The sequence below is a fragment of the Burkholderia sp. KBS0801 genome, from assembly GCF_005937855.2.
Classification (GTDB): domain Bacteria; phylum Pseudomonadota; class Gammaproteobacteria; order Burkholderiales; family Burkholderiaceae; genus Burkholderia; species Burkholderia ambifaria.
This window is the reverse complement of record NZ_CP042177.1, coordinates 1,832,822-1,859,549: the sequence shown is the minus strand read 5'-3', so window position 1 is coordinate 1,859,549 and position 26,728 is coordinate 1,832,822. Positions and strand designations below refer to the sequence as shown.

The 26,728-nt window shown below is 68.5% G+C and carries 24 protein-coding genes; 14 read left to right on the top strand and 10 right to left on the bottom strand.

The genetic code is table 11. The features are described from left to right. The first annotated feature begins 11 nt into the window (after positions 1-11). The gene (locus FFI87_RS08855) at positions 12-653 is read left to right on the top strand and encodes an OmpW/AlkL family protein (protein WP_138847661.1); all 642 of its coding nucleotides are present in this window, start codon (positions 12-14) and stop codon (positions 651-653) included. A gap of 75 nt (positions 654-728) precedes the next feature. On the opposite strand, the gene FFI87_RS08850 is transcribed toward FFI87_RS08855, so the two are convergent. After that, on the bottom strand, positions 729-932 hold the full coding sequence (locus FFI87_RS08850) for a DUF1289 domain-containing protein (protein ID WP_006493160.1): 204 nt from the start codon (positions 930-932) through the stop codon (positions 729-731). 356 nt (positions 933-1,288) lie between these two features. Here FFI87_RS08850 and FFI87_RS08845 point away from each other — a divergent pair, with 356 nt between their 5' ends. The 4 genes from FFI87_RS08845 to FFI87_RS08830 all read left to right on the top strand — a co-directional run bounded on the left by FFI87_RS08845 (position 1,289) and on the right by FFI87_RS08830 (position 5,374). Then, positions 1,289-2,383, top strand: coding sequence for a polyamine ABC transporter substrate-binding protein (locus FFI87_RS08845; RefSeq protein ID WP_138847662.1), 1,095 nt, complete (start codon positions 1,289-1,291; stop codon positions 2,381-2,383). 86 nt (positions 2,384-2,469) lie between these two features. Beyond that, entirely contained in the window at positions 2,470-3,630 is a 1,161-nt protein-coding gene (locus FFI87_RS08840; protein ID WP_012363956.1) for an ABC transporter ATP-binding protein, read from the top strand. Continuing rightward, a complete protein-coding gene (locus FFI87_RS08835; protein WP_126227927.1) occupies positions 3,627-4,556 on the top strand; it encodes an ABC transporter permease subunit in 930 nt (309 codons plus the stop codon). The genes FFI87_RS08840 and FFI87_RS08835 overlap by 4 nt, the downstream gene beginning before the upstream one ends. Next, a complete protein-coding gene (locus FFI87_RS08830) occupies positions 4,553-5,374 on the top strand; it encodes an ABC transporter permease subunit (RefSeq protein WP_138847663.1) in 822 nt (273 codons plus the stop codon). Before FFI87_RS08835 ends, FFI87_RS08830 begins: the two co-directional genes overlap by 4 nt. Before the next feature lie 96 nt (positions 5,375-5,470). Here FFI87_RS08830 and FFI87_RS08825 read toward each other — a convergent pair whose 3' ends face one another. From FFI87_RS08825 to FFI87_RS08815, 3 genes are read right to left on the bottom strand one after another with little or no spacing between them, the layout of a single operon-like run. Next, positions 5,471-6,277 carry a sulfite exporter TauE/SafE family protein gene (locus FFI87_RS08825; protein WP_138847664.1) on the bottom strand — a complete coding sequence of 269 codons (807 nt, stop codon included), beginning with the start codon at positions 6,275-6,277 and terminating at the stop codon, positions 5,471-5,473. Positions 6,278-6,295: 18 nt separating this feature from the next. Then, a complete protein-coding gene (locus FFI87_RS08820) occupies positions 6,296-7,975 on the bottom strand; it encodes a bifunctional protein tyrosine phosphatase family protein/NAD(P)/FAD-dependent oxidoreductase (protein ID WP_138847665.1) in 1,680 nt (559 codons plus the stop codon). Positions 7,976-8,003: 28 nt separating this feature from the next. After that, positions 8,004-8,873, bottom strand: coding sequence for an MBL fold metallo-hydrolase (locus FFI87_RS08815; protein WP_409995111.1), 870 nt, complete (start codon positions 8,871-8,873; stop codon positions 8,004-8,006). Between the two features lie 264 nt (positions 8,874-9,137). On the opposite strand from FFI87_RS08815, the gene FFI87_RS08810 reads away from it, so the two are divergent. The 5 genes from FFI87_RS08810 (at position 9,138) to FFI87_RS08790 (ending at position 12,766) form a co-directional block, all read left to right on the top strand. After that, positions 9,138-10,532: a sigma-54 interaction domain-containing protein gene (locus FFI87_RS08810; protein ID WP_138847667.1), complete on the top strand. Its 1,395-nt coding sequence runs from the start codon at positions 9,138-9,140 to the stop codon at positions 10,530-10,532. Between the two features lie 72 nt (positions 10,533-10,604). Beyond that, positions 10,605-11,132 (top strand): M949_RS01915 family surface polysaccharide biosynthesis protein, encoded by a 528-nt coding sequence (locus tag FFI87_RS08805; protein WP_138847668.1) that lies wholly within the window; start codon positions 10,605-10,607, stop codon positions 11,130-11,132. A gap of 158 nt (positions 11,133-11,290) precedes the next feature. Further along, a complete protein-coding gene (locus tag FFI87_RS08800; protein ID WP_138847669.1) occupies positions 11,291-11,851 on the top strand; it encodes a DUF2975 domain-containing protein in 561 nt (186 codons plus the stop codon). 8 nt (positions 11,852-11,859) lie between these two features. Beyond that, entirely contained in the window at positions 11,860-12,084 is a 225-nt protein-coding gene (locus tag FFI87_RS08795; protein ID WP_011656947.1) for a helix-turn-helix domain-containing protein, read from the top strand. After that, positions 12,059-12,766 (top strand): hypothetical protein, encoded by a 708-nt coding sequence (locus FFI87_RS08790; protein ID WP_138847670.1) that lies wholly within the window; start codon positions 12,059-12,061, stop codon positions 12,764-12,766. The genes FFI87_RS08795 and FFI87_RS08790 overlap by 26 nt, the downstream gene beginning before the upstream one ends. Before the next feature lie 57 nt (positions 12,767-12,823). Here FFI87_RS08790 and FFI87_RS08785 read toward each other — a convergent pair whose 3' ends face one another. The 4 genes from FFI87_RS08785 to FFI87_RS08770 all read right to left on the bottom strand — a co-directional run bounded on the left by FFI87_RS08785 (position 12,824) and on the right by FFI87_RS08770 (position 19,841). After that, on the bottom strand, positions 12,824-13,855 hold the full coding sequence (locus FFI87_RS08785) for a MerR family transcriptional regulator (RefSeq protein ID WP_138847671.1): 1,032 nt from the start codon (positions 13,853-13,855) through the stop codon (positions 12,824-12,826). A gap of 126 nt (positions 13,856-13,981) precedes the next feature. Next, positions 13,982-15,589: an efflux transporter outer membrane subunit gene (locus tag FFI87_RS08780; RefSeq protein ID WP_138847672.1), complete on the bottom strand. Its 1,608-nt coding sequence runs from the start codon at positions 15,587-15,589 to the stop codon at positions 13,982-13,984. Positions 15,590-15,591: 2 nt separating this feature from the next. Further along, positions 15,592-18,735 (bottom strand): efflux RND transporter permease subunit, encoded by a 3,144-nt coding sequence (locus FFI87_RS08775; protein WP_138847673.1) that lies wholly within the window; start codon positions 18,733-18,735, stop codon positions 15,592-15,594. After that, a complete protein-coding gene (locus tag FFI87_RS08770) occupies positions 18,732-19,841 on the bottom strand; it encodes an efflux RND transporter periplasmic adaptor subunit (protein ID WP_138847674.1) in 1,110 nt (369 codons plus the stop codon). Before FFI87_RS08770 ends, FFI87_RS08775 begins: the two co-directional genes overlap by 4 nt. A 189-nt stretch (positions 19,842-20,030) precedes the next feature. On the opposite strand from FFI87_RS08770, the gene FFI87_RS08765 reads away from it, so the two are divergent. Further along, complete coding sequence (locus FFI87_RS08765) at positions 20,031-20,651, top strand: TetR/AcrR family transcriptional regulator (RefSeq protein ID WP_138847675.1); 621 nt, start codon at positions 20,031-20,033, stop codon at positions 20,649-20,651. 72 nt (positions 20,652-20,723) lie between these two features. Here the strand turns inward: FFI87_RS08765 and FFI87_RS08760 are convergent, their stop codons facing one another. Beyond that, positions 20,724-22,457, bottom strand: coding sequence for a ClcB-like voltage-gated chloride channel protein (locus tag FFI87_RS08760; RefSeq protein ID WP_222430034.1), 1,734 nt, complete (start codon positions 22,455-22,457; stop codon positions 20,724-20,726). A gap of 115 nt (positions 22,458-22,572) precedes the next feature. Next, a complete protein-coding gene (locus tag FFI87_RS08755) occupies positions 22,573-23,649 on the bottom strand; it encodes a YeiH family protein (RefSeq protein ID WP_138847677.1) in 1,077 nt (358 codons plus the stop codon). 113 nt (positions 23,650-23,762) lie between these two features. On the opposite strand from FFI87_RS08755, the gene FFI87_RS08750 reads away from it, so the two are divergent. The 3 genes from FFI87_RS08750 to FFI87_RS08740 all read left to right on the top strand — a co-directional run bounded on the left by FFI87_RS08750 (position 23,763) and on the right by FFI87_RS08740 (position 26,603). Further along, positions 23,763-24,656, top strand: a complete 894-nt coding sequence (locus FFI87_RS08750; RefSeq protein WP_138847678.1) for a LysR family transcriptional regulator — start codon at positions 23,763-23,765, stop codon at positions 24,654-24,656. Positions 24,657-24,817: 161 nt separating this feature from the next. Continuing rightward, on the top strand, positions 24,818-25,582 hold the full coding sequence (locus tag FFI87_RS08745; RefSeq protein ID WP_138847679.1) for a sugar phosphate isomerase/epimerase family protein: 765 nt from the start codon (positions 24,818-24,820) through the stop codon (positions 25,580-25,582). A 28-nt stretch (positions 25,583-25,610) separates the two neighbouring features. After that, positions 25,611-26,603, top strand: coding sequence for a sugar kinase (locus FFI87_RS08740; RefSeq protein ID WP_138847680.1), 993 nt, complete (start codon positions 25,611-25,613; stop codon positions 26,601-26,603). Positions 26,604-26,728: the final 125 nt, after the last annotated feature.

The following is a 26,728-nucleotide window of genomic DNA, read 5'->3' as shown; positions in this document are numbered from 1 at the left end:
GGGTCCGCACCATGCATAAAACGATTCGAACTTGTGTCACCGTCGCGGCCATCGCGGCAAGTCTCGCCGCGCTGCCTTCGCTGTCGCACGCGGCTTCGCCGGGTGACGGCATCAACCAGGGTGACGTACTGGTCCGGCTGCGCGCGATCAGCATCCAGCCGAACGAGCGCGCGAGCGACACGCTGGGCGCGATCAACACGGGCGTGAACAACGCGATCGTGCCGGAGCTCGACTTCACGTACATGATCCGCGACTACCTCGGGGTGGAACTGATCCTCGGCACGTCGCGGCATCAGATGACGTCGAGCCTCGGCAATCTCGGCGGCGTGGGCGTGCTGCCGCCGACGCTGCTGCTGCAGTACCACTTCAACCATGCCGGCAAGGTGCGCCCGTACGTCGGCGCGGGCCTGAACTACACGTACTTCTACAACAACGGGCTCAATGTCGGCGGCGAGGGCGTGTCGATCAACAAGAGCAGCTTCGGCCCGGCGCTGCAGTTCGGCGTCGACGTGCAGCTCACGAAGAAGGTGTTCATGAACGTCGACGTGAAGAAGATCTGGATGAGCACCGACGCGACGCTCGGCGACAAGGGCATCGGCACGCTGCACATCGATCCGCTGATCGTCGGCGTGGGCGTCGGGATGAAGTTCTAGGCGCGCGCAAAAAAGAACAGAGTTGGGGTTGGCGGCATGGCAGTCGGCATGCCGCTCTTTTTTTGTGCGGCGGATTTACAGCTTGTCGTACTGGAAGCGCATCGCGGTGCCCTCGCGCGTAATGCGCTCCCACACGGCCCGCTTTTCGTCGTCGCTCAGGAACACCCAGTTCGACACTTCGGCGGCCGTGCGGCCGCAGCCCTTGCAGACTTCGTCGAAGAGGGTCGAGCAGACGCCGATGCAGGGGCTGTCGGGCAGGTCGTGGAGATTGGAGGCCATCGGAAGGTTTTGCGCCGTGAAATCGTCAGGGCGTCATTTTAATGCATGGAGGCCGGGCAGCCGGCCGGATGCCCGGCGCGCCGCCGGTGCGCACGCGATTTTGCCACCGCTTTCTTTTCCTGATGGACAGGCGTCGATTAACCGATAGAATTCCCCCGGAACGCCCCGCCGTGCGGGCCGCCCGGGCGGCTTGCGACAGCAATCTGTTCCGTTTGCGCGACACGGGCATGATTTTTTTGTGACGGCGCGCGAATGATGGTAGCGTTCGGGGTTTTCGAGGGGCGGCGTGCCGCAATGCGCCGCCATGACGAGGCAGACGGCAGCCGGACACACGGTCCGGCCGGAGGGAGAACGGGATGAAAGCAAAGGTAGTGGGCCGGTTCGCAGCGCTCGCGCTGTGCGTGGGTGCGTCGGCCGCAGCGGCGAAGGATACGCAGCTCAATATCTATAACTGGTCGGACTACATTGCGAAGGACACGATCCCGAACTTCGAGAAGCAGACGGGCGTCAAGGTTCGCTACGACAACTACGACAGCGACGACACGCTGCAGGCGAAGCTGCTGACGGGCAGTTCGGGCTACGACATCGTCGTGCCGACCAGCAACTACGCGGGCAAGCAGATCGCGGCCGGCATCTTCACGCCGCTCGACAAGTCGAAGCTGCCGAACCTCAAGCACCTCGATCCGCAACTGATGGCGCTCGTCGCCGGCGCCGATCCGGGCAACAAGTACACGGTGCCCTGGGCATACGGCACGACCGGTCTCGCCTACAACCTGACGAAGGCGCAGCAGGCGCTCGGCAAGGTCCCGCTCGACAACTGGGACATCCTGTTCAAGCCGGAAAACCTCTCGAAGCTGAAGGCCTGCGGCGTGTCGGTGCTCGACGCGCCGGACCAGATGTTCGCGGCGGCGCTGCACTACATCGGCAAGGATCCGATGAGCACGAACCCGGCCGACTACAAGGCCGCGATGGAAGTGCTGAAGAAGATCCGCCCGTACATCACGCAGTTCAACTCGTCGGGCTACATCAACGACCTGGTCGGCGGCGACATCTGCTTCGCGTACGGCTGGTCGGGCGACGTCGTGATCGCGAAGCATCGCGCGATCGAAGCGAAGAAGCCGTACAAGGTCGAGTACTACATTCCGAAGGGCGGCGCACCGGTCTGGTTCGACGTGATGGCGATTCCGAAGGACGCGAAGAACAAGGACGCCGCGCTGCAGTGGATCAACTACATCGAGGATCCGAAGGTGCACGCGGCGATCACGAACGCCGTGTACTACCCGAGCGCGAACGCCGAGGCCCGCAAGTACGTGCGGCCGGACGTCGCGAACGACCCGGCCGTCTACCCGCCGGCCGACGTCGTGAAGACGCTGTTCCTGCTCAAGCCGCTGCCGCCTGAAATCCAGCGTCTGCAGACGCGTCTGTGGACCGAGCTGAAATCGGGCCGCTGACGCGAGCCGAAGTGAGCCAGCAGTCATGAAGCCCCTGGTGCCCCCGGGGGCTTTGTTCGTCAAACGCAGGAGAGAAGCAGCACATCATGAATAGCCAGTCGGGTGCGCCGGTTGCGGGCGCGCCGTCCTTCGTTCCTTCGTCCGGCGCGACTACGCGCGCCGAGACCTTTGTCCAGATCGTCGACGCCGTCAAGAAATTCGGCGAGACCGAAGTGGTGCGCAGCGTGAACCTGACGGTGCGCCAGGGCGAGCTGTTCGCGCTGCTCGGCAGCTCGGGTTCCGGCAAGTCGACGCTATTGCGGATGCTCGCGGGCCTCGAGACGGTCACATCGGGCAAGATCCTGATCGACGGCGAGGACCTCGCGCAGATGCCGCCGTACAAGCGCCCCGTGAACATGATGTTCCAGTCGTATGCGCTGTTCCCGCACATGTCGGTCGAGGCGAACGTCGCCTACGGCCTGAAGCAGGAAGGCACGCCGAAGGCCGAGCTGAAGGAGCGCGTCGCCGCGGCGCTCGAGCTCGTGCAGATGAGCAAGTACGCGAAGCGCAAGCCGCACCAGCTGTCGGGCGGCCAGCAGCAGCGCGTCGCGCTCGCGCGCTCGCTCGTCAAGCGCCCGAAGGTGCTGCTGCTCGACGAGCCGATGTCGGCGCTCGACAAGCAGATCCGCCAGCGCACGCAGATCGAGCTCGTCAACATCCTGAAGAAGGTCGGCGTCACCTGCATCATGGTCACGCACGACCAGGAAGAGGCGATGACGATGGCCAACCGGCTCGCCGTGATGAGCGAAGGGCAGATCGTGCAGATCGGCTCGCCGAACGAAGTCTACGAATATCCGAACAGCCGTTTCTCGGCCGAGTTCATCGGCTCGACGAACCTGTTCGACGGCGTCACGGTCGAGGACGAACCCGACCACGTGTACATCGAATCCCCGGAGCTGCCGAGCCGGCTGTACGTGAGCCACGGGATCACCGGCCCGCTCGGGATGCCGGTCACGGTGTCGGTGCGCCCCGAGCGGATCGCGCTCACGCGCAAGCCGCCCGAAGGCGCGTTCAACTGGGCGCGCGGCAGGATCACCAACGTCGCGTACATGGGCGGCTATTCGCTGTATCACGTGAAGCTCGACGCGGGCAAGACGGTGATCGCGAACGTGTCGAGCCTCGCGATCACCGAGCTCGACACGCCGTCGCTCGGCGACGAGATCTACGTGCGCTGGAGCGCGACCGCAGGCGTGGTGCTGACGTCATGAACGCGTTCAAGTCCCTGCTCGCATGGCCGGTGCGGCGCTTCAACCTGACCGGCGGCTCGGCGGTCGTCGCGGGGCCGTACACATGGCTCGTGCTGTTCTTCCTCGTGCCGTTCGTGCTGGTCGTGAAAATCAGCTTCGCGGAGCTGCAGCTCGGCATCCCGCCGTACACGGAACTCGCGTCGTACACTGACGGCGTGGTGCACATCGCGCTGAACCTGTCGCACTACGCGTTCCTGCTCACCGACAGCCTGTATTTCGCGACCTACGTGAATTCGGTGGTGGTCGCCGCGATCACGACGCTGCTGTGTCTGCTGATCGGCTATCCGATGGCGTACTACATCGCGCGTTCGAACCCGGCGACCCGCAACCTGCTGATGATGGGCGTGATGCTGCCGTTCTGGACGTCGTTCCTGATCCGCGTGTACGCATGGATCGGGATCCTGAAGAACAACGGGCTGCTGAACAACTTCCTGATGTGGATCGGCCTGACCCATACGCCGATCGAGCTGTACCGCACCAACTACGCGGTGTACATCGGGATGGTGTATTCGTACCTGCCGTTCCTCGTGATGCCGCTGTACGCGCACCTCGTGAAGATGGACCTGCGCCTGCTCGAAGCCGCGTATGACCTGGGCGCCCGGCCGTGGCGGGCGTTCGTGCAGATCACGCTGCCGCTGTCGAGGAACGGAATCATCGCGGGCTGCCTGCTGGTGTTCATTCCGGCGGTCGGCGAGTACGTGATTCCGGAACTGCTCGGCGGCGCGAACACGCTGATGATCGGTCGCGTGATGTGGAATGAGTTCTTCAACAACGCAGACTGGCCGATGGCGTCGGCCGTGACCTGTGCGATGGTGCTGCTGCTGCTCGTGCCGATGGCGATGTTCCAGCACTTCCAGGCGAAGGAGCAGGAGGGCCGCCGTCGATGAAGCCGAATCGCTACCTGCAGTTCGCGGCGCTGTTTGCCGGCTTCGCGTTCCTGTACATCCCGATCATCAGCCTGATCGTCTATTCGTTCAACGAGTCGAAGCTCGTCACCGTGTGGTCGGGCTTCTCGTTGCGCTGGTACGCGGCGCTCGTGGACGACGACGAGCTGCTGACGGCCGCGTGGCTGTCGCTGAGGATCGGCGTGCTGACCGCGTTCGCGTCGGTGTTCATCGGCACGTGGGCCGGCTTCGTGCTCGCGCGGATGGGCCGCTTTCGCGGCTTCGCGCTGTTCAGCGGAATGATCAACGCGCCGCTCGTGATTCCCGAGGTGATCCAGGGCATCTCGCTGCTGCTGCTGTTCATCGAGTTGGCGAAGTGGATCGGCTGGCCCGCCGAGCGCGGCGTGTTCACGATCTGGCTCGGCCACGTGATGCTGTGCATCTCGTACGTCGCGATCATCGTGCAGTCGCGCGTGCGCGAGCTCAATCCGTCGCTCGAGGAAGCCGCGCTCGATCTCGGCGCGACGCCGCTGAAGGTGTTCTTCACGATCACGCTGCCGCTGATCTCGCAGGCGCTGATCGCGGGCTGGCTGCTGGCGTTTACGCTGTCGATCGACGACCTCGTGCTGTCGGCGTTCCTGTCGGGCCCCGGTTCGACGACGCTGCCGCTCGTCGTGTTCTCGCGCGTGCGCCTCGGCCTGAATCCGGAGATGAACGCGCTCGCGACGCTGTTCATCATCGCGGTGACGGCAGGCGTCGTGATCGCGAACTTCGTGATGCTGCGTCAGGAACGCAAGCGGATGGCCGCGTTCGCCGTCTGACGTTCCGCGCACAGGTTGCGCACGCAACGAACAACGCCCGGTGCCGACGACGAGTCGGGCCGGGCGTTTTGTTTTGGGGTGCGCGCGGCGTGCGGCTTATGCGCTGAACGCCGCCTTCACCAGCAGCCCGCACGCGACGCAGACGAGCACGGCCGCGAAGCCGGCCTGCACGTGCCGCGCGGACAGGTGCCGGGACGCGCTGCGGCCGACGGCCATCCCGAGCGCGGTCGCGACCGTGAACCACAGCATCATGTCGAGCGGCGCGCGGGTGCCCGACACGAGCGTCGCGAACACGCCGCCGGTGCCGACCAGCGCGATCACCATCAGCGACGTCGCGACCACGCCGTGCATCGACACGTTCGTGAACTTGCGCAGCATCGGCACGATCACGAAGCCGCCGCCGACACCCAGCAGCCCCGTCATCAGTCCCGTCACCGCGCCGGTCGACGCCAGCGCGACCCCGACCGGCCAGGACCACACGAGCCGGCCTGTATCGGGATTCACGCGACCGACGCACAGCGGCGATTCGGCCGTGTCGCCCGGCGCGTTGCGCAGCGCCTGCCGTAGCAGGCGGCCCGCGACGACCAGCATCGTCAGCGCGAACAGCGCCAGCAGCACGCGCTGCGGCAGCACGTGCGCGAGCCGCACGCCGAGCGTCGTGAGCGGCACGCCGGCCACGGCCATCAGCAGCGCCGCGCGATAGCGCACGAGCCCGCGGCGAAACCCTTCGAGCGCGCCGAGCGCGGCACTGCCCGCGACGGCGACGAGCGCGACGGGCGTGGCTTGCTGCATCGGCCAGCCCATCCCGGCGACGAGCGCGGGCACCGCGAGAATGCCGCCGCCCGCGCCGGTGAGGCCGAGCACGGCGCCGACGAAGCCGCCGAGTACGAGGGAGATCAGCATGATGTCAGCGGGTTCCGGTCAACGGGCGATCGCGGGCTTGGCGAGCCATTCGCGGCCCTTGAGCATCGCCTTCCAGTAGAGCGGCGGCAGCACGCGCTCCTTGAGCAGCCACGCGAGCCGCGACGGACGCCTGCCGTCGATCAGCCACGCGGGGAAGGTCGGCGCGACCTTGCCGCCGTACAGGAATTCGGCGAGCACGATCTTGCCGTGCTCGACGGTGAGCGGGCACGATCCGTAGCCGTCGTATGCGGCGTTGCCGTGCGCGCGGCCGAGCGACGCAAGCAGGTTGTGCGCGACGACGGGCGCCTGCTTGCGTGCGGCCGCGGCGGTTTTCGCGTTGGTCGTATTGGTGACGTCGCCGAGCGCGAAGATGTCCGCGAACCGTTGGTGCCGCAGCGTCGCCGGATCGACGTCGATCCAGCCGGCCGCGTCGGCGAGCGGGCTCGCGCGCACGAAATCGGGCGCCTTCTGCGGCGGCACGACGTGGATCATGTCGAACGCCCGCTCGACGGTTTCCGTGCCGCCGTCGGGCAGCGCACGCGTGAACGTCGCGCGCCGCGCCGGCCCGTCGATCGCGACGAGGTTGTGGCCGAACGACAGCGCGATGTCATAGCGTTTCACGTATTCCATCAGCGCCGGCACGTAGTCGGCGACGCCGAACAGCGCGCCGCCCGCATTCAGGAACTCGACGTTCGCGGCGCCGAGGCGCCCCGTGCGCCGCCAGTGATCGCACGACAGGTACATCGCCTTTTGCGGCGCGCCCGCGCACTTGATCGGCATCGGCGGCTGCGTGAACAGCGCGTTGCCGCCGCGGAACGCCTGCACCAGTTCCCACGTGTACGGCGCGAGATCGTAGCGATAGTTCGACGTGACGCCGTTGCGGCCGAGTGTCTGCGCGAGGCCGTCGATCGCTTGCCAGTCGAGCTTGAGCCCCGGGCACACGACCAGCCTGCGGTAGCCGATGCGCCGGCAGCCGTCGAGCACGACCGCGTGTGCGTCGGGTTCGAAGCCGGCGACCGCCGCCTGGATCCATTTCACGCCGCGCGGCAGCAGGTCGGCCATCCGGCGCGCGGTCGTGTCGGGCCGGAACACACCCGCGCCGACCATCGTCCAGCCCGGCTGGTAATAGTGGGTATCGGCCGGGTCGATTACCGCGATATCGAGCGACGCGTCGCGCGCGAGCAGGCTCGACGCGACCGCGACGCCGGCCGCGCCCGCGCCGACGATCACGATGTCGTGCCGCGCATCGACGGCCGGTGCGGCCTGATCGCCGCCGGGCGCGACGCCTTGCGCAAGACGCGGTGCGAGCGCGCCGAGGTCGTAGCCGGCCGCGGCGGCGAGCGCGACGATGTCTGCGGCCGGCCGCCGGCCAGCCTGCGACAGCGCCCACAGCGTCGCCGAGCGCATGCCGCTGCGGCAGTACGCGAGGACGGGGCCCACAAGCGTCGCGACGAGCGCGCCGAACTGCGCGGCCTGCTCGTCGGTGACCTTGCCGGTATCGACGGGCAGGTAATGCACGGCGATGCCGAGCGGCGCGGCGGCGGCGCGGATCTCGGCTACGGTCGGCTGGTCGGCGCCTTCGCCGTCCGGACGGTTGCAGACGATCGCGCGGATGCCCGCCGCGTGCAGCGCGGGCAGGTCGGTCGCGGCAATCTGGGGCGAGACCGACACGAGGTCGGTCAGCGGGCGGATGGTCATGTCGGGGTTCTCCGGTCGGGGCGGCGGCTCAGATCGCGTCGAGCGGGATCTTCAGGTAGCGCACGCCATTGTTTTCGGGCTCGGGCAGGTGGCCGGCGCGCATGTTGACCTGCACGGACGGCAGCATCAGCACCGGCATGTCGAGCGTCGCGTCGCGCGCGGTGCGCATGGCGACGAAATCGTCCTCGGTCACGCCGTCCTTCACGTGCACGTTCGCGCGGCGCTGCTCCGCGACCGTCGTCACGAACTGCACGTCGCGGCCGCCTGGCTGGTAGTCGTGGCACAGGTACAGGCGCGTGTCGGGCGGCAGGCTCAGCACGCGCGCGATCGAGCGGTACAGCGTGCGTGCGTCGCCGCCGGGGAAGTCGCAGCGGGCGGTGCCGTAGTCGGGCATGAACAGCGTGTCGCCGATGAACGCCGCGCGCTGCGTCGCATCGTCGACGCAGTACGTCAGGCAGGCGGGCGTATGGCCCGGCGTATGCAGCGCGCGGATCGTCAGCGCGCCGAGCGCGAGCGTGTCGCCGTCGTCGAGCAGGCGATCGAACTGGCTGCCGTCCTGCGCGAAGCCGGGGCCGGCGTTGAACAGCGTGCCGAACACGTGCTGCACGCGGCGCACGTGCGAGCCGATCGCGATCCGGCCGCCGACGTGCGCCTTCAGGTACGGCGCGGCCGACAGGTGGTCGGCGTGCACGTGCGTTTCCAGCAGCCAGTGCACGGTCGCGCCGAGTTCGGCGACGCGGGCGATCAGCCGGTCGGCGCTGGCGGTGCGCGTGCGTCCGGACTTCGGGTCGTAGTCGAGCACGCTGTCGATCAGCGCGCACGCGCGGCTCTCGGTCTCGAGCAGCAGATAGCTGACGGTGTGGGTCGCCGGGTCGAAAAAGCCTTCGACCGACAGCATGGGGGCATGGCTCACGGGATGTCCTCGATCGGGTTCTGCATAGGCAATCGGCAATCCCATGTTCAAGAAGCGTGCCAATCCGCGCCTCGAGGCTGGACGATCCGGCAGGTGCTTGATTCGGTTTGGATTTTCGGCGCGATCGCGATGCGTCGCGGGCACGGCCGGCGAATGGCCGCCGGCGCGGACTGCCATGTCTGGCAGTGTCGTGGCAGAATTGGCAGTCGGCCTGGCAGTTCGCTCGGCCATCCGTTCTCTCGCCTGCCCATGAATCCGCACGACACCATTCCGATCGTTCCCGCACCGTCGCCCGCCGTCATGCCCGACGTGCGCGCACTCGTCGCGTATCTGGAACAGGATCCGCAGCCGATGATCGTCCTCGATCCCGACTACCGCATCCTCGCGGCGAACGATGCGTACCGGCGCCAGTTCGGCGTGGCGGGCGTCGAGCACGTCGGCCGGCACTGCTTCCAGGTGTCGCATCACTACGACGTGCCGTGCGACCAGGCCGGCGAGCATTGCCCGATGAAGCAGGCGCTCGAGTCGCGCAGCCTGAACCGCGTGCTGCACATTCACCATACGCCGCGCGGCCCCGAGCACGTCGACGTGGAATTGCGGCCGATCTTCGACGCGCACGGCGGCGTGATCGCGTACGTCGAGCGGCTGACGACGGTGCGCAGTGCATCCGCGCAGCCCAGCGCGGAAGGGCTCGTCGGCGGCGCCGACGCGTTCAATGCGGCGCTCGGCGCGCTGCAGCGCGTCGCGCCGTCGATGCTGCCCGTGCTGCTGCTCGGTGAATCGGGTACCGGCAAGGAGCTGTTCGCGCGGGCGCTGCACGAGGCGAGCGCGCGGGCGATGGGGCCGTTCGTGGTCGTCGATTGTTCGGGCATCGCCGAGACGCTGTTCGAGAGCGAGCTGTTCGGCTACGAGAAGGGCGCGTTTACCGGCGCGAACCAGCGCAAGCCGGGCCTCGTCGAGACCGCGCAGGGCGGCACGCTGTTTCTCGACGAAATCGGCGACGTGCCGCTGCCGATGCAGGTGAAGCTGCTGCGGCTGATCGAGTCGGGGACGTTCCGGCGGGTCGGCGGCGTCGAGGCGCTGCGCGCCGATTTCCGGCTCGTCGCGGCCACGCACAAGCCGCTGCGCGAGATGATCGACGACGGGCGGTTCCGGCAGGACCTCTACTACCGGATCAACGCGTTTCCGATTCCGCTGCCGGCGCTGCGCGAACGGCAGGGCGACGTCGCGCTGCTGGCCGAATCGATCCTGCGCCGCATCGCGAACGCGCGCGGCAACGCGGGCGATGCGAGCGCCCGGCCGTTCGCGGCCCGGCCATTTGTGCTGACCGAGCGCGCACGCGCGTGTCTCGATGCGTATGCATGGCCCGGCAACATCCGCGAGCTGCGCAACGTGCTCGAACGCGCGTGCCTGTTCGCGGACGACGGCACGATCCGGGTCGAGCACCTGCCGGCCGAACTCGTCGTGGCGGCGGCGCCGCAGGAGCGTGACGCGCACGTGCGCGGCCTGTCGGACGCGGAGCTCGTGCGCATCGCGCGCACGTTCGACGGCACGCGCAAGGCGCTTGCCGAGCACGTCGGGATGAGCGAACGGACGCTGTACCGGCGGATGAAGGCGCTCGGCCTCGGCTCGCGCGAGTGCTGAACGATGGCGCGACGCTGGTGGCCGCACGCGGCTTTGTCGATAATGGCGCGTTCGATTCCACTGCCATCGCCGATGAAAAGACGTTTCCTTTCGCGTTGCCTGTTGCTTGCAGCCGCCGCGCTGGCCAATCCGGCCCGGGCCGCCGACTACACGTGGACCGATGCGGCCGGCGCGCATGCGGTGACGCTGGCCCGAACCACGACCGGCGACGACGTCGAGCTCAAGGTGTCGGCGACGCTCGACGGCCGGCCCGACTGGACCGTGCGCGACTACGTGAAGGCATGCCCGGTCGACGTGATCCTCGACGTCGTGCCCGCGTCGATCGAGATGCGCGACCTGCTCGGCAATGGCCGCAAGCAGTTCCTGTTCGCCTACAGGATCGGCTGCCGCGGCGACGTCAGCGCCGACCAGGTCAAGTACTTCCTGATCGACGCCGGCACGAAATACGTGTTGCGCGGCGAGGAAGCCGTCACGGTCAAGGGCAAGCTCGTGGACGGCGGCGCGGCGCCGGTGCCAAATGTGGACCTGAAGGCCCAGCCGGTGTTCCTGCGCTACATGACGAAGCACTGGCGCGCGATCAGCAGGCGCGAGTACGAGTAGGCGGCCGCCGGGCCGTTGCGCATGATACGGGCGGCCGGCCGATACCGGCGGAGCATGTTGAACAATAAAAAATCACAATTAAACAACAATTAATTATCGTTTTACGATAACTATCGACGTACAATCGACGCTCGTTCATTCGAAGTCGAGGATTTCTCATGCATTCCGATCGCATCGCCCGTATCAGCCAGCAGATGGCCACCGTCACGCTGGGGTTCATCGTCGGCATGCTGGTGCTCAATGCCGCGTGCTGGGCGTTTCCGTCACTGAACGGGGCCTCCGGGCCCGGCCTCGTGTTCGGCCTCACCGATTCGGTGATCTCGAACCTGCGCGTGGACGTCGCCGCGTTCCCGTGGTGGCAGAAGGCGGTCGGCATCCTGTTGTCGAGCGTGCCGCTGATTGCGCTCGCAAACGGCCTGCGTCATCTGCGCGCGTTGTTTCGCACCTACGCGCGCCGCGACTATTTCTCCGTGCAGGCGGCCGGCCACCTCGGCAAGACGGGGCGTGCGATCGGCCTGTGGGTGTTGCTGAGCCTGTTGTGCGAGCCGCTGCTGAGCATGTGGGCGACGCTGCGCGAACCGGTCGGCCATCATGTGGTCAGCATCGGCTTCAGCCTGCCGTACGTGGTCGCGCTGTTCACCGCGGCGTGCATCGCGGTCATCGCGCACATTCTCCGGCAGGCGAGCGAGCTCGACGCCGAGCATCGGCAATTCGTCTGAGGCGCGCGATGACGATCGTAGTCAGGCTCGATGTGATGCTCGCGACGCGCAAGGTCCGCTCCAAGGATCTCGCGGCGGCCGTCGGCATCACCGAACAGAATCTGTCGCTGCTCAAGCAGGGCAAGGTGAAGGGCATCCGCTTCGCGACGCTCGAAGCCATCTGCCGCTATCTCGACTGCCAGCCCGGCGACCTGCTCGCGTTCAGCGATGACGGTGTCGGCGAGCCGGACTGACACATCGCCGCCGCGACGTGTCGAGACGGTGGGGTGCCGTCGGCCGCGCATCGTCGCACTGGCCGTCGCAGTTTCCGTATCGATTCACCTGCTCGGATGGTACGTGCTGCAACAGGCACCGACGGCTACCGGCCTGAAAGCCGGGGCGCCGCCCCGGATCACGCTGCGTGTCGAGCTGATCCCCGCGCAGCCCACGCCCGCGGAGCGCACGCGTGACGCCGGGCGAACCGGCCCGATCGCGGGTGAGGGCGGCGTCGAGAGCGCCGTGCGATCGACGAAACGATCCGCCGCGGTTGCAACGTCGCGCATGACGATGCGGTCGACTTCGGAGATGGCGGGCGTTTCGCATCGGCAACGCGAGACACCTGCCGGCGCAATCGCAAACCGACTTGAAAATCATCCCGAGACCGCATCAAGCCCCGACCTCGACTGGCGCCGCGATCTGGATGCAATCGGCTCGCGGCATGCGGCGGCGCGCAGTCCGGCGCAGGTGGCCGTCGGTGCATTGGGCGCGTCGTCCGGCGGCTCGGCTGCGAGCCGCGACACCGTCGACGCGAAGCTGGCCGACGGCATGTCGGACGCCCGTCGCGCCGACTGCCGGCACGCTTATTCGGGCGCGGGCCTGCTCGCGTTGCCGATGCTCGCACTGGATGCGGTTCGCGACACCGGCTGCAAATGGTGAAACGGGCGGCATGCGGGAAACCCGCCTGCTGCCCGCACCTTCATGCGCTCAACACGCTCAGCGCGCAGGCGCAAGCTGCGCCATCGCGTCGCGCACGAAACCGAGCAGCGTGTCGTCGGTCCACGAATCCTTCGTCAGCGCCGGCTCGTTCATCAGCGCATGGCGAAATTTCGCGTGCGTGGCCGGATCGTGGCCCGCGTAGCTGCAGAACAGATCGAGCCAGCGCTGCGCGAGCGCGCGGCCTTGCGGCGAATCGGGCGTCGCACCCGCGTCGATCGCATCGCGCACGTCGGCCATCAGTTGCGGCCATTCCAGCGCGCGTTCGCCGTAGTGCGCGCGCATGAAGCGGATCTCGTCCGGCGCGAGATACTTCTCGAAAATGCGCATTTTCGTCTCCGCCGTCGCGCGCACCACATAGTCGCGCAGCGCGGTCGAAATGCCGATCTTCGATTGCATCGCCGGTTCCCGTTCGTGCATCAGGTTCAGCTTGGCGAGCAGCCGCGGGTCGTTGTTCGTGTCGCGCACGAGCAGCGCCATCCAGCGCGCGGCGAGCGCACGCACGCGCTCGTCCTTGGGCGGCACGCCCGCGTCGTACAGCGCACGGACCTCGCCGATGAGCGAAATCCATTCCGCGTCGCCCGCCTGGCTCTTCTGGTACATCGGCATGCGCGCGAGTTCTTCCTCGGAGAAATATTTGTCGTACACGGTCATCAACTCCAGTGTGGTGAGCCAATCGGCCAGTTCCGGCTCCGTGCCCGCCGCGAGCTGCGCGTGCAGGCTCACGAGGCGCTCGCGCAACTGCGCGGTCTGCGCGAGCTGACGGTCGAGCAGCGCGATCTGCTTCGAGATGAGATCGACGAGCGGGGTGGTGCCGGGCTGGTTCAGGTGATCGCCGATTTCGGCGAGCGACAGTCCGAAGCGACGCAACGCCTGGATCTGGTGGAGCCGGGCGATGTCGTGGCGGTCGTACAGCCGGTAGCCGTTGTCGGCGCGCGCCGACGGCGTCAGCAGACCGATTGCGTGATAGTGATGAAGCGTGCGGACGGTCAGCCCGCTGCGTTTCGCCAGTTCTCCCACTTTCAGTCGCATTCGTTCCTCCGTTCGGTGCGCACACTGGAGTCTCGAACGTTACGCTACGTGAGGGTCAAGTGGAAGATCGCGGATCGGCGCGCGGGAGGGCCCCGCGCGCCGTGGGCCTGAAGGAGAAACCGCGCGTTATTGCAGTGACGGCGGCGAAGGCGGCGAAGGCGGCGCGTCGGGCGCGGCCGTGCGCGCGTGGGCGTCGGGGGTGTCGTGAGCCGCGTTGCCAGGATTGCCGGCCGGGTCGGCTTTCCCGGCTTTCCCGTCCTTGCCGACGCCGCCGACCGGCGGCGTGCCCATCGCCTGGTAAAGCCGCGCGGTATCCGCGAACCGTGCGCCGGTCGCGCGAAGCTCGTCGAGCCGCGCATTGCGGTACTGCAGTTCGCTGGCACGCGCGGCCGACGGCGGCAGCGCGCCGAGCCGCACGCGGGCGGCCGCGTCGTCGTACGCGCCGCGGGCGGAAAGCGCGGCGTGCGACGACGCGTCGAGCGCCTCGGCATCGTGCTCGAGCGCCGCGAGCGAATCGGCCACATTCTGGAACGCGCCGAGCACGGCCTGCTTGTACTGGTCGACCGCGGCCTCGTAGGTCGCCTTCGCCGCGCGACGCTGGGCGAGCAGCGCACCGCCGTGGAAGATCGGCTGGCTCAGCGACGCGCCGACGTTCCATATCGAGCCGGCGCCCGACAGCATCGTCGGCCAGCTGAAGCCGCCTTTACCCATCGCCGCCGACAGCGACAGCTGCGGGAACATCTGCGCGGTCGCGAGGCCGACTTCGGCCGCGGCGGCCTTCAGCCCGGCGTCGGCGGCCTGGATGTCCGGGCGGCTTTGCAGCAGATCCGACGGCACGACGACGGGCACCTGCTCGGGCAGGTGCAGATCGGCGAGCGCGAGATCGGCCGGCGGCCGGTCGGGCGTGCGGCCGACCAGCACCGCGAGCGCATGGCGGGCCGAGTCGCGTTGCTGGCGCAATGCGGGCAGGCTCGCCGCGAACGTATCGGCGCTTTGCCGTGCAGTCAGCGCGTCGCTGCGCGACGCCGAACCGAGCGCATGGCGGCGTTCGGCGTCGTGCGCCTGATCGTTCGCGAGCGCGACGAGCCGCTCGGTCGTCTCGATCTGCGCATTGAGCACCGCGACGGTGATCGACGCGGTGACGATGTTCGCGGCCAGCGCGCGCCGGGCGGATTCGAGCTGGAACGCACTGACGTCGACGCGTTTCGCGAGCGCGCGATTCGCGAAGCGCGACACGCCGAACAGGTCGATCGTGTAGCTCGCCTGCAATTGCCCGACGAACGTGTCGTACAGCAGCGTCGGCGCGCCGAGCGCGGGAATCGGCACGCCGAGCGCGCGCTGGCGCGTGGCCTGGGCGCCCGCGTCGATCGACGGCAGCATCGAGCTGCCGATCTGCCCGCGCAGCTGCTCGCGCGCGGCATCCAGCGAATGCGACGCCGCGCCGAGCGTCGGGCTGTTGCGCAGCCCTTCGTCGACGAGCGCGTTCAGCGCATCGGAACGGTACTCCTTCCACCAGTCGGGCACCGGCTGCGCGCCGACCTCGAACTGCTGCGCGACGCCTTGCGCGGACACCGTCTGCTGCACTTGGGGCATGGCGCCGTAATGCGCGGGCGACGGCATCGCGGGCGGCTCGCCGCTCGGCGCGAACCATGCGCAGCCGGCGAGCGGCCCGGCGAGGCTCGCGGCCGCGAGCGCCCGCGCGGCCTTCGTTTTCAGGTTCATCGACAGTTCCATGGTCAGGCTCCCGACGGCGCGGCAGGCGTGCCGTCGTGCGGCGGTTCGTGCGGGTCGCGTTCGTCGCGCTTCACGCGGAACCACGCGGCGTACAGCGCGGGCAGGTAGAACAGCGTCAGCACGGTCGCGCTCGTGATCCCGCCCATCAGCGCGGTCGCCATCGGCCCGAAGAAGTTCGAGCGCAACAGCGGGATCAGCGCGAGCACGGCGGCCGCGGCCGTCAGCGTGATCGGACGGAAGCGCCGCACGGTCGCGCCGACGATCGCGTCGAGGCGTCCGTGGCCGGCCGCGATGTCCTGCTCGATCTGGTCGACCAGAATCACCGAGTTGCGCATGATGATCCCGAACATCGCGATCACGCCGAGCATCGCGACGAAGCCGAACGGCTGGCCGAACAGCAGCAGCGTGCCGACCACGCCGATCAGCCCGAGCGGCGCGGTCAGCACGACCATCAGCACGCGCGAGAAGCTCTGCAGCTGGATCATCAGCAGCGTGAACACGGCGATCGCCATCAGCGGCATCTGCGCGTTGATCGATGACTGCGCTTTCGCGCTTTCCTCGACCGATCCGCCGATGTTGATCTGGTAGCCGACCGGCAGTTGCGCGCGCAACGGATTCAGCTTGCCGTCGATCGCGTGCGTGACGTCGATGCCCTGGGCGCCCGCGCGTACGTCGGACTGCACGGTGATCGTCGGCTGCCGGTCGCGCTCCCACACCACGCCGTATTCGAGTGCCGGCGTGAAGCGGCCGAGCGAGCCGAGCGGCACGGGGCCGTTCGGCGTCGGCAGCGCGAGGCCCGCGAGCTTCGCCGGATCGACACGGTCCGCACGCGGGGCGCGCAGGTCGACCGCGATCAGCTTGTCGCGTTCGCGATACTGCGTGACGGTCGTGCCGGACAGCGTCATCGCGAGGAAGCTCGACACGTCCTGCGACGTCACGTTCAGCTCGCGCGCTTTCTTCTGGTCGAGCTCGAAGCGCACCGAGCGCTCGGCCGGCTCATCCCAGTCGAACTGCACGTTCACCGTGCGCGCGTCGCCGCGCATCGTCGCCGCGACCTTCTCGGCGATCGAGCGCACCGTCGCGATGTCGTCGCCGCTCACGCGGAACTGCACGGGGTAGCCGACGGGCGGGCCGTTCTCGAGCCGCGACAGGCGCCAGCGCACGGCCGGGAACTGGTCGCGCAGCGTGGTTTCGAGCCAGGTGGCGAGCTTCTCGCGATCCTTGACCGATTTCGCGGTGACGACGAACTGCGCGAAGTTCGGCAACTGCAGCTGCTGGTCGAGCGGCAGGTAGAAGCGCGGCGCGCCGCTGCCGACGAAGTTCACCGAATGATCGATCTCGGGCCGCTTGTCGAGTATTTTCTCGAGGCGCTCGGTCTCGCGCAGCGTCGCCGCGAACGACGCGCCTTCGGGCAATCGCACGTCCACGAGCAGCTCGGGGCGATCCGAGCTCGGGAAGAACTGCTGCGGCACGAGCGAGAAGCCCATCAGCGCGACGACGAACAGCGCGCCGGTGATCAGCAGCACGACGAAGCGCCGCTCGATGCACCAGTCGACCCAGCCGCGCAGCCGCTGGTAGAAACGCGTGTCGTAGATGTCGTGCTCGTGATCGTCCGGCAGGTGGGCTTCGTGTGCGTGCTTCTTGCGCTCGGGCAGCAGGTGATAGCCGAGCAGCGGGATCAGCACGACGGCCGCGAACCACGACGCGATCAGCGCGATCGCCGACACCTCGAAGATCGAGCGCGTGTACTCGCCGGTGCTCGACTTCGCGAGCGCGATCGGCAGGAAGCCCGACACCGTGACGAGCGTGCCCGTCAGCATCGGGAACGCGGTGCTCGTGTACGCGAACGCGGCGGCGCGCGCGCGGCTGTAGCCCTGTTCGAGCTTCACGGCCATCATCTCGACCGCGATGATCGCGTCGTCGACGAGCAGCCCGAGCGCGAGCACCAGCGTGCCGAGCGACACCTTGTGCAGCCCGATGTCGAACAGGTACATGAAGAGGGCGGTCACGGCGAGCACGACCGGAATCGAGATCACGACGACCATCCCGGTGCGCAGGCCGAGCGACACGAGGCTCACCACCAGCACGATCGCGACGGCTTCGGCGACGGCTTCCAGGAAATCGTCGACCGAATGCGCGACCGCGTGCGGCATGCTCGACACCAGCGTCAGCTTGAGGCCCGCCGGCAGCTGCGCCTGCAGGTCCTTCGATTCGGCATCGAGCGCCTTGCCGAGCCGGATCACGTCGCCGCCCGGCTGCATCGTCACGCCGATGCCCAGTACGGCCTTGCCGTTCGCGCGCATCTGCGTGACGACCGGATCGTCGTAGCCACGCTTCACCGTCGCGAGATCGCCGAGCCGGAACGTGCGGCCGTTGATCCGGATCAGCGTGTCGGCGATTGCCGCGACATTGTCGAACTGGCCGCTCGGCCGCACGAACACGCGATCGTCGGCGGTCGTCAGCACGCCGGCCGACGAGATGTCGTTCTGCGCGTTGATGGCCTGGCCGAGCTGCTGCGGCGAGATGCCGAGGCGCGTGAGCTGCGTGTTGTCGGCCTCGATGAAGATCCGCTGGTCGGGGTCGCCGAAGTAGTCGACCTTGCCGACGCCCGGCACGCGCAACAGCACGGTGCGCAGCTGGTCCGCATAGTCGTGGAGCTGCGCGGGCGTGAAGCCGTCGCCTTCGAGCGTCCAGATGTTGGTGTAGACGTCGCCGAACTCGTCGTTGAAGAACGGGCCCTGCACGCCGGGCGGCAGCGTATAGCCGATGTCGCCGACCTTCTTGCGGATCTGGTACCAGGTCTCGGGCACGTCCTTCACGGGCGCCGCGTCCTTCATCGTGAAGAAGATCAGCGATTCGCCGGGCCGCGAATAGCTGCGCAGGAAGTCGATGGCCGGCGTTTCCTGCAGCTTGCGGCCGATCCGGTCGGTCACCTGTTCCTGCACCTGCCGCGCGCTCGCGCCGGGCCAGAACGTGCGGATCACCATCACGCGGAACGTGAACGGCGGATCTTCGGATTGCGCGAGCCGCGTGTACGCGAGGATGCCCGCGAGCGTCGCGAGCGCGATCAGGTAGACGACCAGCGCCTGGTGGCGCAGCGCCCATGCCGACAGGTTGAAGCGGCCTTCTTCGCGGGGGGCGCTCATGACGCGAAGTCCTGCGGGTGCAGCGGCGCGACCGGCCGCACCTTCTCGCCCGCGCTGACCGTATGCACGCCCTGCAGCACGACGCGTTCGCCGGGCTGCAGCCCCTGCGACACGGTGACGGTGCGTTCGTTGAAGCGCGCGACCTCGACGCGGCGCAGTTCGAGCGTGTCGTCCTTGGCGCGCACGACCCACACGGCCGGATGCGGGCCGTCGTGGAACAGCGCGGTCGCGGGCAGCGTGATGCTCGGCGCGTTGCCGGCAACCGGTGCGCCGTCGAACGCGACGTTCGTGGTCATCCCGAGGCGCACGGCCGGATCGGGCGCGGCGAGCGTGAGCTTCACGCGATAGGTGCGGCTCTGCGGATCGGCGGCCGGCGCGATCTCGCGCACCTTCGCGGCGAACTGGCGGCCCGGCAGCGACGGCAGCGTGACGCTCGCCGCATGACCGGGCGTGAGCGACGCGAGCGCGGCCTCGGGCACGTCGCTGACGACATCGACGTCGCCCGACCACGCGAGCTGGTAGACGGCCTGGCCGGCCGATACGTTCTGGCCGGTGTCGGCCTGTTCCGCGGTGATGGTGCCCGCGTGATCGGCGACGAGCGTCGCATAGCGGAGCTGGTTCTTCGCGAGCGCGAGCTGCTGCTGCGCCTGGTCGCGCTGCGCGAGCGCCGACGTGTAGCTGTTCTGGGTCTGTTCGAGCTGCGCGGTCGCGATCAGGTTCTCGCGCGCCTGCGCGCGGTCGCGCTCGAGCTGCTGCTTCGCGAATGCGAGGCTGTGCGTCGCGGCATCGAACTGCGCCTGCGCACTCGCGGCGTTCTTCTCGACGTCGGACGGATCGAGCAGCGCGACGACCTGGCCGGCCTTGACCGTATCGCCGAGCCGCACCTTGCGCTCGATGATCTTGCCGGCGATGCGGAACGACAGCGGCGTCGCATAACGGGGCTGGATCTCGCCGGGCAGCGTGGTCGCGACCGCGGCGCCGTCGGCGCGCGCGGGCAACGCGACGACCGGGCGCGGCGCGGGCGCCGCGGCTTCCTTCGGGTGACAGGCGGCAAGGACGAGCGCGGTGCCGATCAGCAGCACGGCGCGGGAACCGGAGCGATTCACGAAACCCCCAGATGAGGTGAGAGCGGAACGAAGCTGGCAAGCGCGGCGGGCGCTTGCCCCGAGTGGCGCCGGGTGGGCGCACGGACAGTGCCGAACGAAGTCGTTCGGAAACTGCGGCGAATTCTAATACACACCTGTATCTGAATGCAAAGATGAATCCGAATGGGGGTTGATGCTAGACTGCGCGCCATGAAACCACAGCGCTTAACTCGCGAGCAGAGCCGGGACCAGACGCGCGAGCGTCTGCTGAAAGCCGCGCACCGGATTTTTCTGAAGAAAGGCTATGTCGCCGCGAGCGTCGAGGACATCGCGGCTGCCGCCGGCTATACGCGCGGCGCGTTCTACTCGAATTTCCGCAGCAAGTCGGAGCTGCTGCTCGAGCTGCTCGAGCGCGACCATGATTCGGTGCGGGCCGATTTCGAGGCGATCTTCGAGGAAGGCGGGTCGCGCGAGCAGATGGAGTCGACGGCGCTCGCGTACTACAGCACGCTGTTTCGCGACGACGAGTATTCGCTGCTGTGGGGCGAGGCGAAGCTGCAGGCGGCGCGCGACGCGAAGTTTCGCGTGCGCTTCAACCAGTTCCTGCACGGCAAGCGGCTGCAGATGGCCGAGTTCATCCAGCGCTTCGCCGAGCGCGCGGGCACGCCGCTGCTGCTGCCGGCCGACACGCTCGCATTCGGGCTGATGTGCCTGTGCGACGGCGTGCAGTCGTACTACACGGCCGATCCGCAGCACGTGTCGGCCGACGCGGCCGAAGCCGTGCTGGCGGGGTTCTTCGCACGGGTCGTGCTGGGGCGCGTGCCGGGCTGAACGCTCGGGCGGCGGGCGGTGCGGCGATCGGCGATGCGGCGCTGCCGCACCGGGCGCCGCGCACCGTGTACGTCAGCGCTCGCCGGTCATCCGGCGGTACGCGTCGAGCAGCGACGTCTTGTAGACGACCCCCGCGAGCGTCGGCTCGGCTTCGCTTTCGATCACCGGCAGCCGTTCGCCCTGGAACGCCATGAAGCGTTCGAGCGCGGTCGCGAGCGGCATGTCGGGCGTGAGCAGCGGAAACGGAGTGTGCGCGTAGTGCGCGGCCGTCTTGTCGGTCGTGTCGCGCTTGTCGAGCAGGTCGGACGTGATGTCCTTCAATGCGACCGCGCCGCGAAAGCGCCCGGCGTCGTCGGTCACGTACAGATACTTCACCGGATATTCGAGAAACACGCGCGTCATGTCGGCGACGCTCGCGGCGAGCGGCACGACCGTCTGCGCGGGCTGGATCAGTTCGCGCATCTGCGTGGTGCGCAGCCGCAGCCGTTCCTGCGCGTCCTGGTGGTGGCGCAGCGTGATCTCGTACATCGACGTCGTGCCGGTCGCGCGCGCGACGAAATACGCGAACACGCACGACACCAGCAGCGGCAGCACGACCTGGTAGCTCAGCGTCATCTCGAAGATCATCAGGATCGCCATCAGCGGCGCCTGCGTGGCGCCGGCCATGAACGCGCCCATCCCGACCATCGCATACGCGAAGTACGCGGACGTGTGGCCCGGCCACAGCGCGTTCATCGCGAGGCCGAACAGCGAGCCGAACACGGCGCCGACGAACAGCGTCGGCGTGAACACGCCGCCGACCGCGCCCGAGCCGGCCGTCGCGGCGGTCGCGATCACCTTGAACACCAGCACCGCAACGAGCGCCTGCCAGGTCCACGGCGCATGCAGGATGTGGTTCACGACGCTGTAGCCGTTGCCCCACACGTCCGGAATCCACACCGAGATCACGCCGACCACCAGGCCGCCGAGCGCGAGCCGCACCGGCAGCGGCGCGGGCAGCCGCTTGAACTGGTTCTTCGACGCATCGAGCAGATGCAGGAACTGCGGCGCGAGCACGCCGCACAGCGCGCCGAGCACGACGAACAGCAGCACCTCGGGGCCCGTCACGGCCGGGAACACCGGCATCTCGTACGGCGGCCGGTAGCCGGCGAATTCCCGCATTACGATGTTCGCGACGACGGATGCGACGACCATCGGCCCGAAGCTCTCCATCGCGATCGTGCCGAGCACGATTTCGGAGATGAAGAACGCGCCGGCGATCGGCGCGTTGTACGCGGACGTGATACCGGCCGCCGCGCCGCAGGCGACGAGCAGGCGCAGGCGCGGCGGGTCGAAGTGCACGAAGCGGCCGACCAGCGACGCGGCCAGCGCCGCGAGCTGCACCATCGGGCCTTCGCGGCCGATCGAGCCGCCGCTGCCGATCGTCAGCAGCGACGACACGCTGCGCCACAGGCTCTGGCGCACCGGCACGACGCCGTCGCCGAGCGCGACGGCTTCCATGTAGTCGGTCTTGGCGGCCTTGCTGTCGCCGCGCGTCGCGAGCAGCAGCACGCAGCCGGCCAGGAAGCCGCCCGCGGCCGGCATCCAGAAGCGCACGTACCACGGCAGGCTTCTCGCCATCTGCACGAAGCTGCCGCTGTGCCCGGAGATCAGGTGCTGCATCAGGTCGATGCCTTCGCGGAACGTCATGGTGGCGAAGGCGCCGCCGACGCCGACGACGGCCGACCAGATCAGCATCGTATGGGCGTCCGACAGGCGGAACAGCGTCTGGGCGCGAGTGCGCAGCTTCAGCAGGAACGAGAGCACGGCTGAAAGAGATTGATGAAGAGGACGAAGGAAAACGACGCGAAGCATAGCACTGCGCCGCGCCCGCGGGACCTTCCCGTCGGGCGCGGCGCGCGTCGCATCGTGGACGTTCGGCTCAGCCAACGCAGCGCTGCACGGCCCAGGTGATCCCGTAGCCGCCGGCGATCAGCCAGACGTACAGGATCAGGCCGGTGGTCAGGGCGCGGGGGCCGGCCTCGCGGATCTGCGACACGCGGGTCTCGATGCCGAGCGCGGTCATCGCCATGGTCAGCGCGAAGGTGTCGAGCAGGTTCAGCGTATGCGTGACGTCGGCGGGCAGCACGTTCAGCGAATTGACGATCACGAAGCCGAGGAAACCGAGCGCGAACCACGGCACCGCCACCTTGCGCTTGCCGTGCGCGCCGTCGGCGCTCGCGCTGGCCGAGCGGGCGGAGCGGGCGAGCCACCAGCCGAGCGCGAGCAGCACCGGCACCAGCAGCATCACGCGGGTCATCTTCACGATGGTCGCGACGTGCGTGACCTGCGGGCTGATGTCGCTCGCCGCGCCGACCACCTGCGCGACCTCGTGGATCGTGCCGCCGAAGAACAGGCCGAGGCCGGTCGGGTCGAGGCCGAGCAGGCCGGCGTGATACGCGAGCGGGTACAGGAACATCGACAGCGTGCCGAACAGCACCACGCTGCCCACGGCCATCGCGCTCTGGTGCGGCTTCGACTGCAGCGTCGACTCGAACGCGAGCACGGCGGCCGCGCCGCAGATCGCGCTGCCGGCGGCGGTCAGCAGCGCCGCGTCGCGGTCGAGCTTCATCACCTTCATGCCGACCCAGGTACCGATCACGAGCGTGCTGACGACCACCAGCACCGAGACCGTCAGGCCCGGCAGGCCAACCTGCGCGATTTCCTGCAGGCTCACGCGCAAGCCGAAGAATGCGACCGCGATGCGCAGCAGCTTGCGCGCGGAAAAATTGACGCCGGCCGCCCAGCTCGCGGGCATGCCGTCGCGCAGCGCGTTGCCGTACAGCGCGCCGGCGACGATCCCGACGATCAGCGGCGACAGGCCGAGCCCGGCGATCGCCGGCAGTTCCGACAGGCTCGTGACGGCGGCGGCGAACAGCGCGACGAACAGCACGCCGTTCAACTGGCCGCGCATCGACGGCGCGGCGTGGCTGAGAGGGGGAGTCGGAGCAGTGGACATGAAGGGCACCGTGGCGAAGCAGGTTGCGATGGCTTAATCCTAATTTGGATATATCGATATGAAAAATTGTGATTTGTGACGTAAACTATCCGGAAATCAGATAATTCACTCTCATGACCCCGGATCAACTGATAACGTTCGCGGCCGTCGCCGAACATCTGAACATCAGCCGTGCTGCGGTGGCGCTGCATCTGTCGCAGCCGGCCGTGTCGGGGCAGCTGCGCCTGCTGCAGGACGAGTTCGGCGAACTGCTGTACCAGCGGGACGGTCGCGGCATCCGCCTCACGCCCGTCGGCGAACAGCTCGCGGAGTACGCGAAGGCGCAGCGCGACACGTTCGCGCAGGCGCGCGCGTTTCGCGACGCGGTGCGCGGGCTCGACGCCGGCACGCTGCGGATCGGCGCGAGCACGACGCCGGCCAGCTACCTGCTGCCGTACCTGATTGCGGCGTTTCAGCCGCGCGTGCCGCGGGTGACGATCCACACAATGAGCGGCAATACGGCCGACGTGGTCGCCGCGCTCGCGTCGCTCGACATCGCGATGATCGAAGGGCCGCCCGGCGAGGCGCTGCCGCCCGGCACCGCCGTGCATGCGTGGCACGAGGACGAGATCGTCGCGGTCGTGCCGGCCGGGCATCCGCTCGCTGCGCCGGAGTACGAAGCCGGCGTCACGCTCGACGCACTCGCCGCGCATCCGCTCGTGTTGCGCGAGGAGGGCTCCGGCGTGCGGCAGCTCGTCGAACGCGCGTTCGCGCACGGCGGCGCGCCGATGCGCGTCGCGTTCGAGATCGCGGGCGTCGAGGCCGTGAAGGAGGCCGTGCGTGCGGGGATGGGCGTCGGGTTCGTGTCCGCGATGTCATTGCGTCACGAGCAGGCGGCGCTCGTGCCGCGTTCACTGGCCCCCGCGCCGCTCACGCGCCATTTCTCGATCCTGGTGCCGCACGGCGCCGCGCCGTCGCGCGTAGCCGCCCGGTTCCTCGAGATGAGCCTCACGCACGACGCCCAATAAGCAGCCGAACCCTTGCCGGGAATGCCGGATGCAACTGCGCGGGCGCGGATTCGCGCGGCGGCCAGCCTTAGGGATTTCCTCTATGGTGCGCACCAGCACCGAAGCGCACCATCCGTCTCAAGCAAATGGAACCGGTTCCATTCCGGGAAAAAAGGGCAGAAATGGCAGACATCGTGATCGTGGCGAGCGCATTCGGGATGGACCGCGTGCGACAGGAGGGCCACCGGGCATTTCTCGCGACCGCGGCGGCATCCGGCGCGACCGGCTTCGAAGTGCGCCGCGAGTTGTTCGCATCCGACGACGACGCGACGCCCGCCGCGCTGGCCGAACTCGGTACGGCACTTTCCGCACACGGGCTGTGGTCGGTCTATTCGACGCCGGCCACGTTGTACACGGAAGCCGGCGCGCTCGACGCCGACGCGCTGCGCGACACGCTTGTGGAAGCCGATGCGCTCGGCGCGCGCTTCGTCAAGTTCCAGCTCGGCGGCTTTGCCGGCGACGCGCATGCGGCGCAGATCGTCGCGCTGTCGCGCGGTGCGCGTGCCCGCGTGGTAGTCGAGAACGGCCAGCTGCCGATCGGCGGTGCGCTCGCGCAGTTCTGCGGGCTGTTCGATGCGCTCACCGACGCCGGCACGCCGGATGCACTCGGCATGACGTTCGACATCGGCAACTGGCAGTGGCCGGGCGAAGCGCCGCTCGCGTGCGCGCACGCGCTCGCGCCGCATGTGGAATACATTCATTGCAAGGCGGTCGCGGGCGACGGCGCGCGCCGCTTCGCGATGGCGCCCGCGCCGGGCGATCCGCTCGTCACGGGCGTGCTCGCGGCGCTGCCGCAAGCGGTGCCGCGCGGGATCGAGTTCCCGTTCGATGCGGCCGACCTGGCGGGCGATGCCGGGCGGCGCGTCGCGTGGCTCGCCGCCGCGTGACGCTGGAAGGATACGGAGGAATGCACTCATGAAAGCAGCACTCGATGTCGTGACCTACGGCGAAGCGATGGCGATGTTCGTCGCCGCCGAGCCGTGCCACCTCGCGCACGCCGCGCAATTCACGAAGCGGATCGCGGGCGCGGACCTGAACGTCGCGATCGGCCTGTCGCGGCTCGGCTTCCGGGTCGGCTGGATGAGCCGGGTCGGCCGCGATTCGTTCGGCACCTACGTGCTCGACACGCTCGCGCGCGAAGGCATCGACGCGTCGTGCGTGACCGTCGATCCGCGCTATCCGACCGGCTTCCAGCTGAAGTCGCGCAACGACGACGGCAGCGACCCGACCGTCGAATATTTCCGCAAGGGCTCGGCCGCGAGCCACCTGTCGTGCGACGACTACGTCGCCGATTACGTGCTCGCCGCACGGCACCTGCACCTGACGGGCGTCGCGCCGGCGATCTCCGCGACGTCGTGCGAGCTTGCGTTCCAGCTGGCGCGCGAGATGCGCGCGGCCGGCAAGACGATTTCGTTCGACCCGAACCTGCGCCCGACCCTGTGGCCGTCCGCGGACGTGATGGCGAAGACGCTGAACGCGCTCGCGACGCTCGCGGACTGGGTGCTGCCGGGGCTCGCCGAAGGGCGGCAGCTCACCGGGCACGACACGCCGGCAGACATCGCGGGCTTCTATCTGGCACGCGGCGCGCGCGGCGTGGTGATCAAGCTGGGCCCCGAAGGCGCGTATTTCCGCACGGCCGACGGCCGCGCGGGCACGGTGGCGGGCGAGCGCGTCGCGAAGGTGGTCGACACGGTCGGCGCCGGCGACGGCTTCGCGGTCGGCGTGGTCAGCGCGCTGCTGGAAGGGCGCTCCGTCGAGCAGGCGGTCGCGCGCGGCAACCGCATCGGCGCGCTCGCGATTCAGGTGATCGGCGATTCGGAAGGCCTGCCGACCCGTGCGGCACTCGATCAGCTCGAAAACGTCAGCAATCGCGCCGATCGCTTAGAGGAAACCGTCACCGCGCAATGAGAGGCCGGACACGGCACAATCCGCGGACCCATTTCGTGCATCACGCACGGTTTTGCATGAGGCCGGACGAGGCGACCAGACGCCGAGGCCGGTCGATTCCCGACAGGACGGGAGCGGAGCCAGGC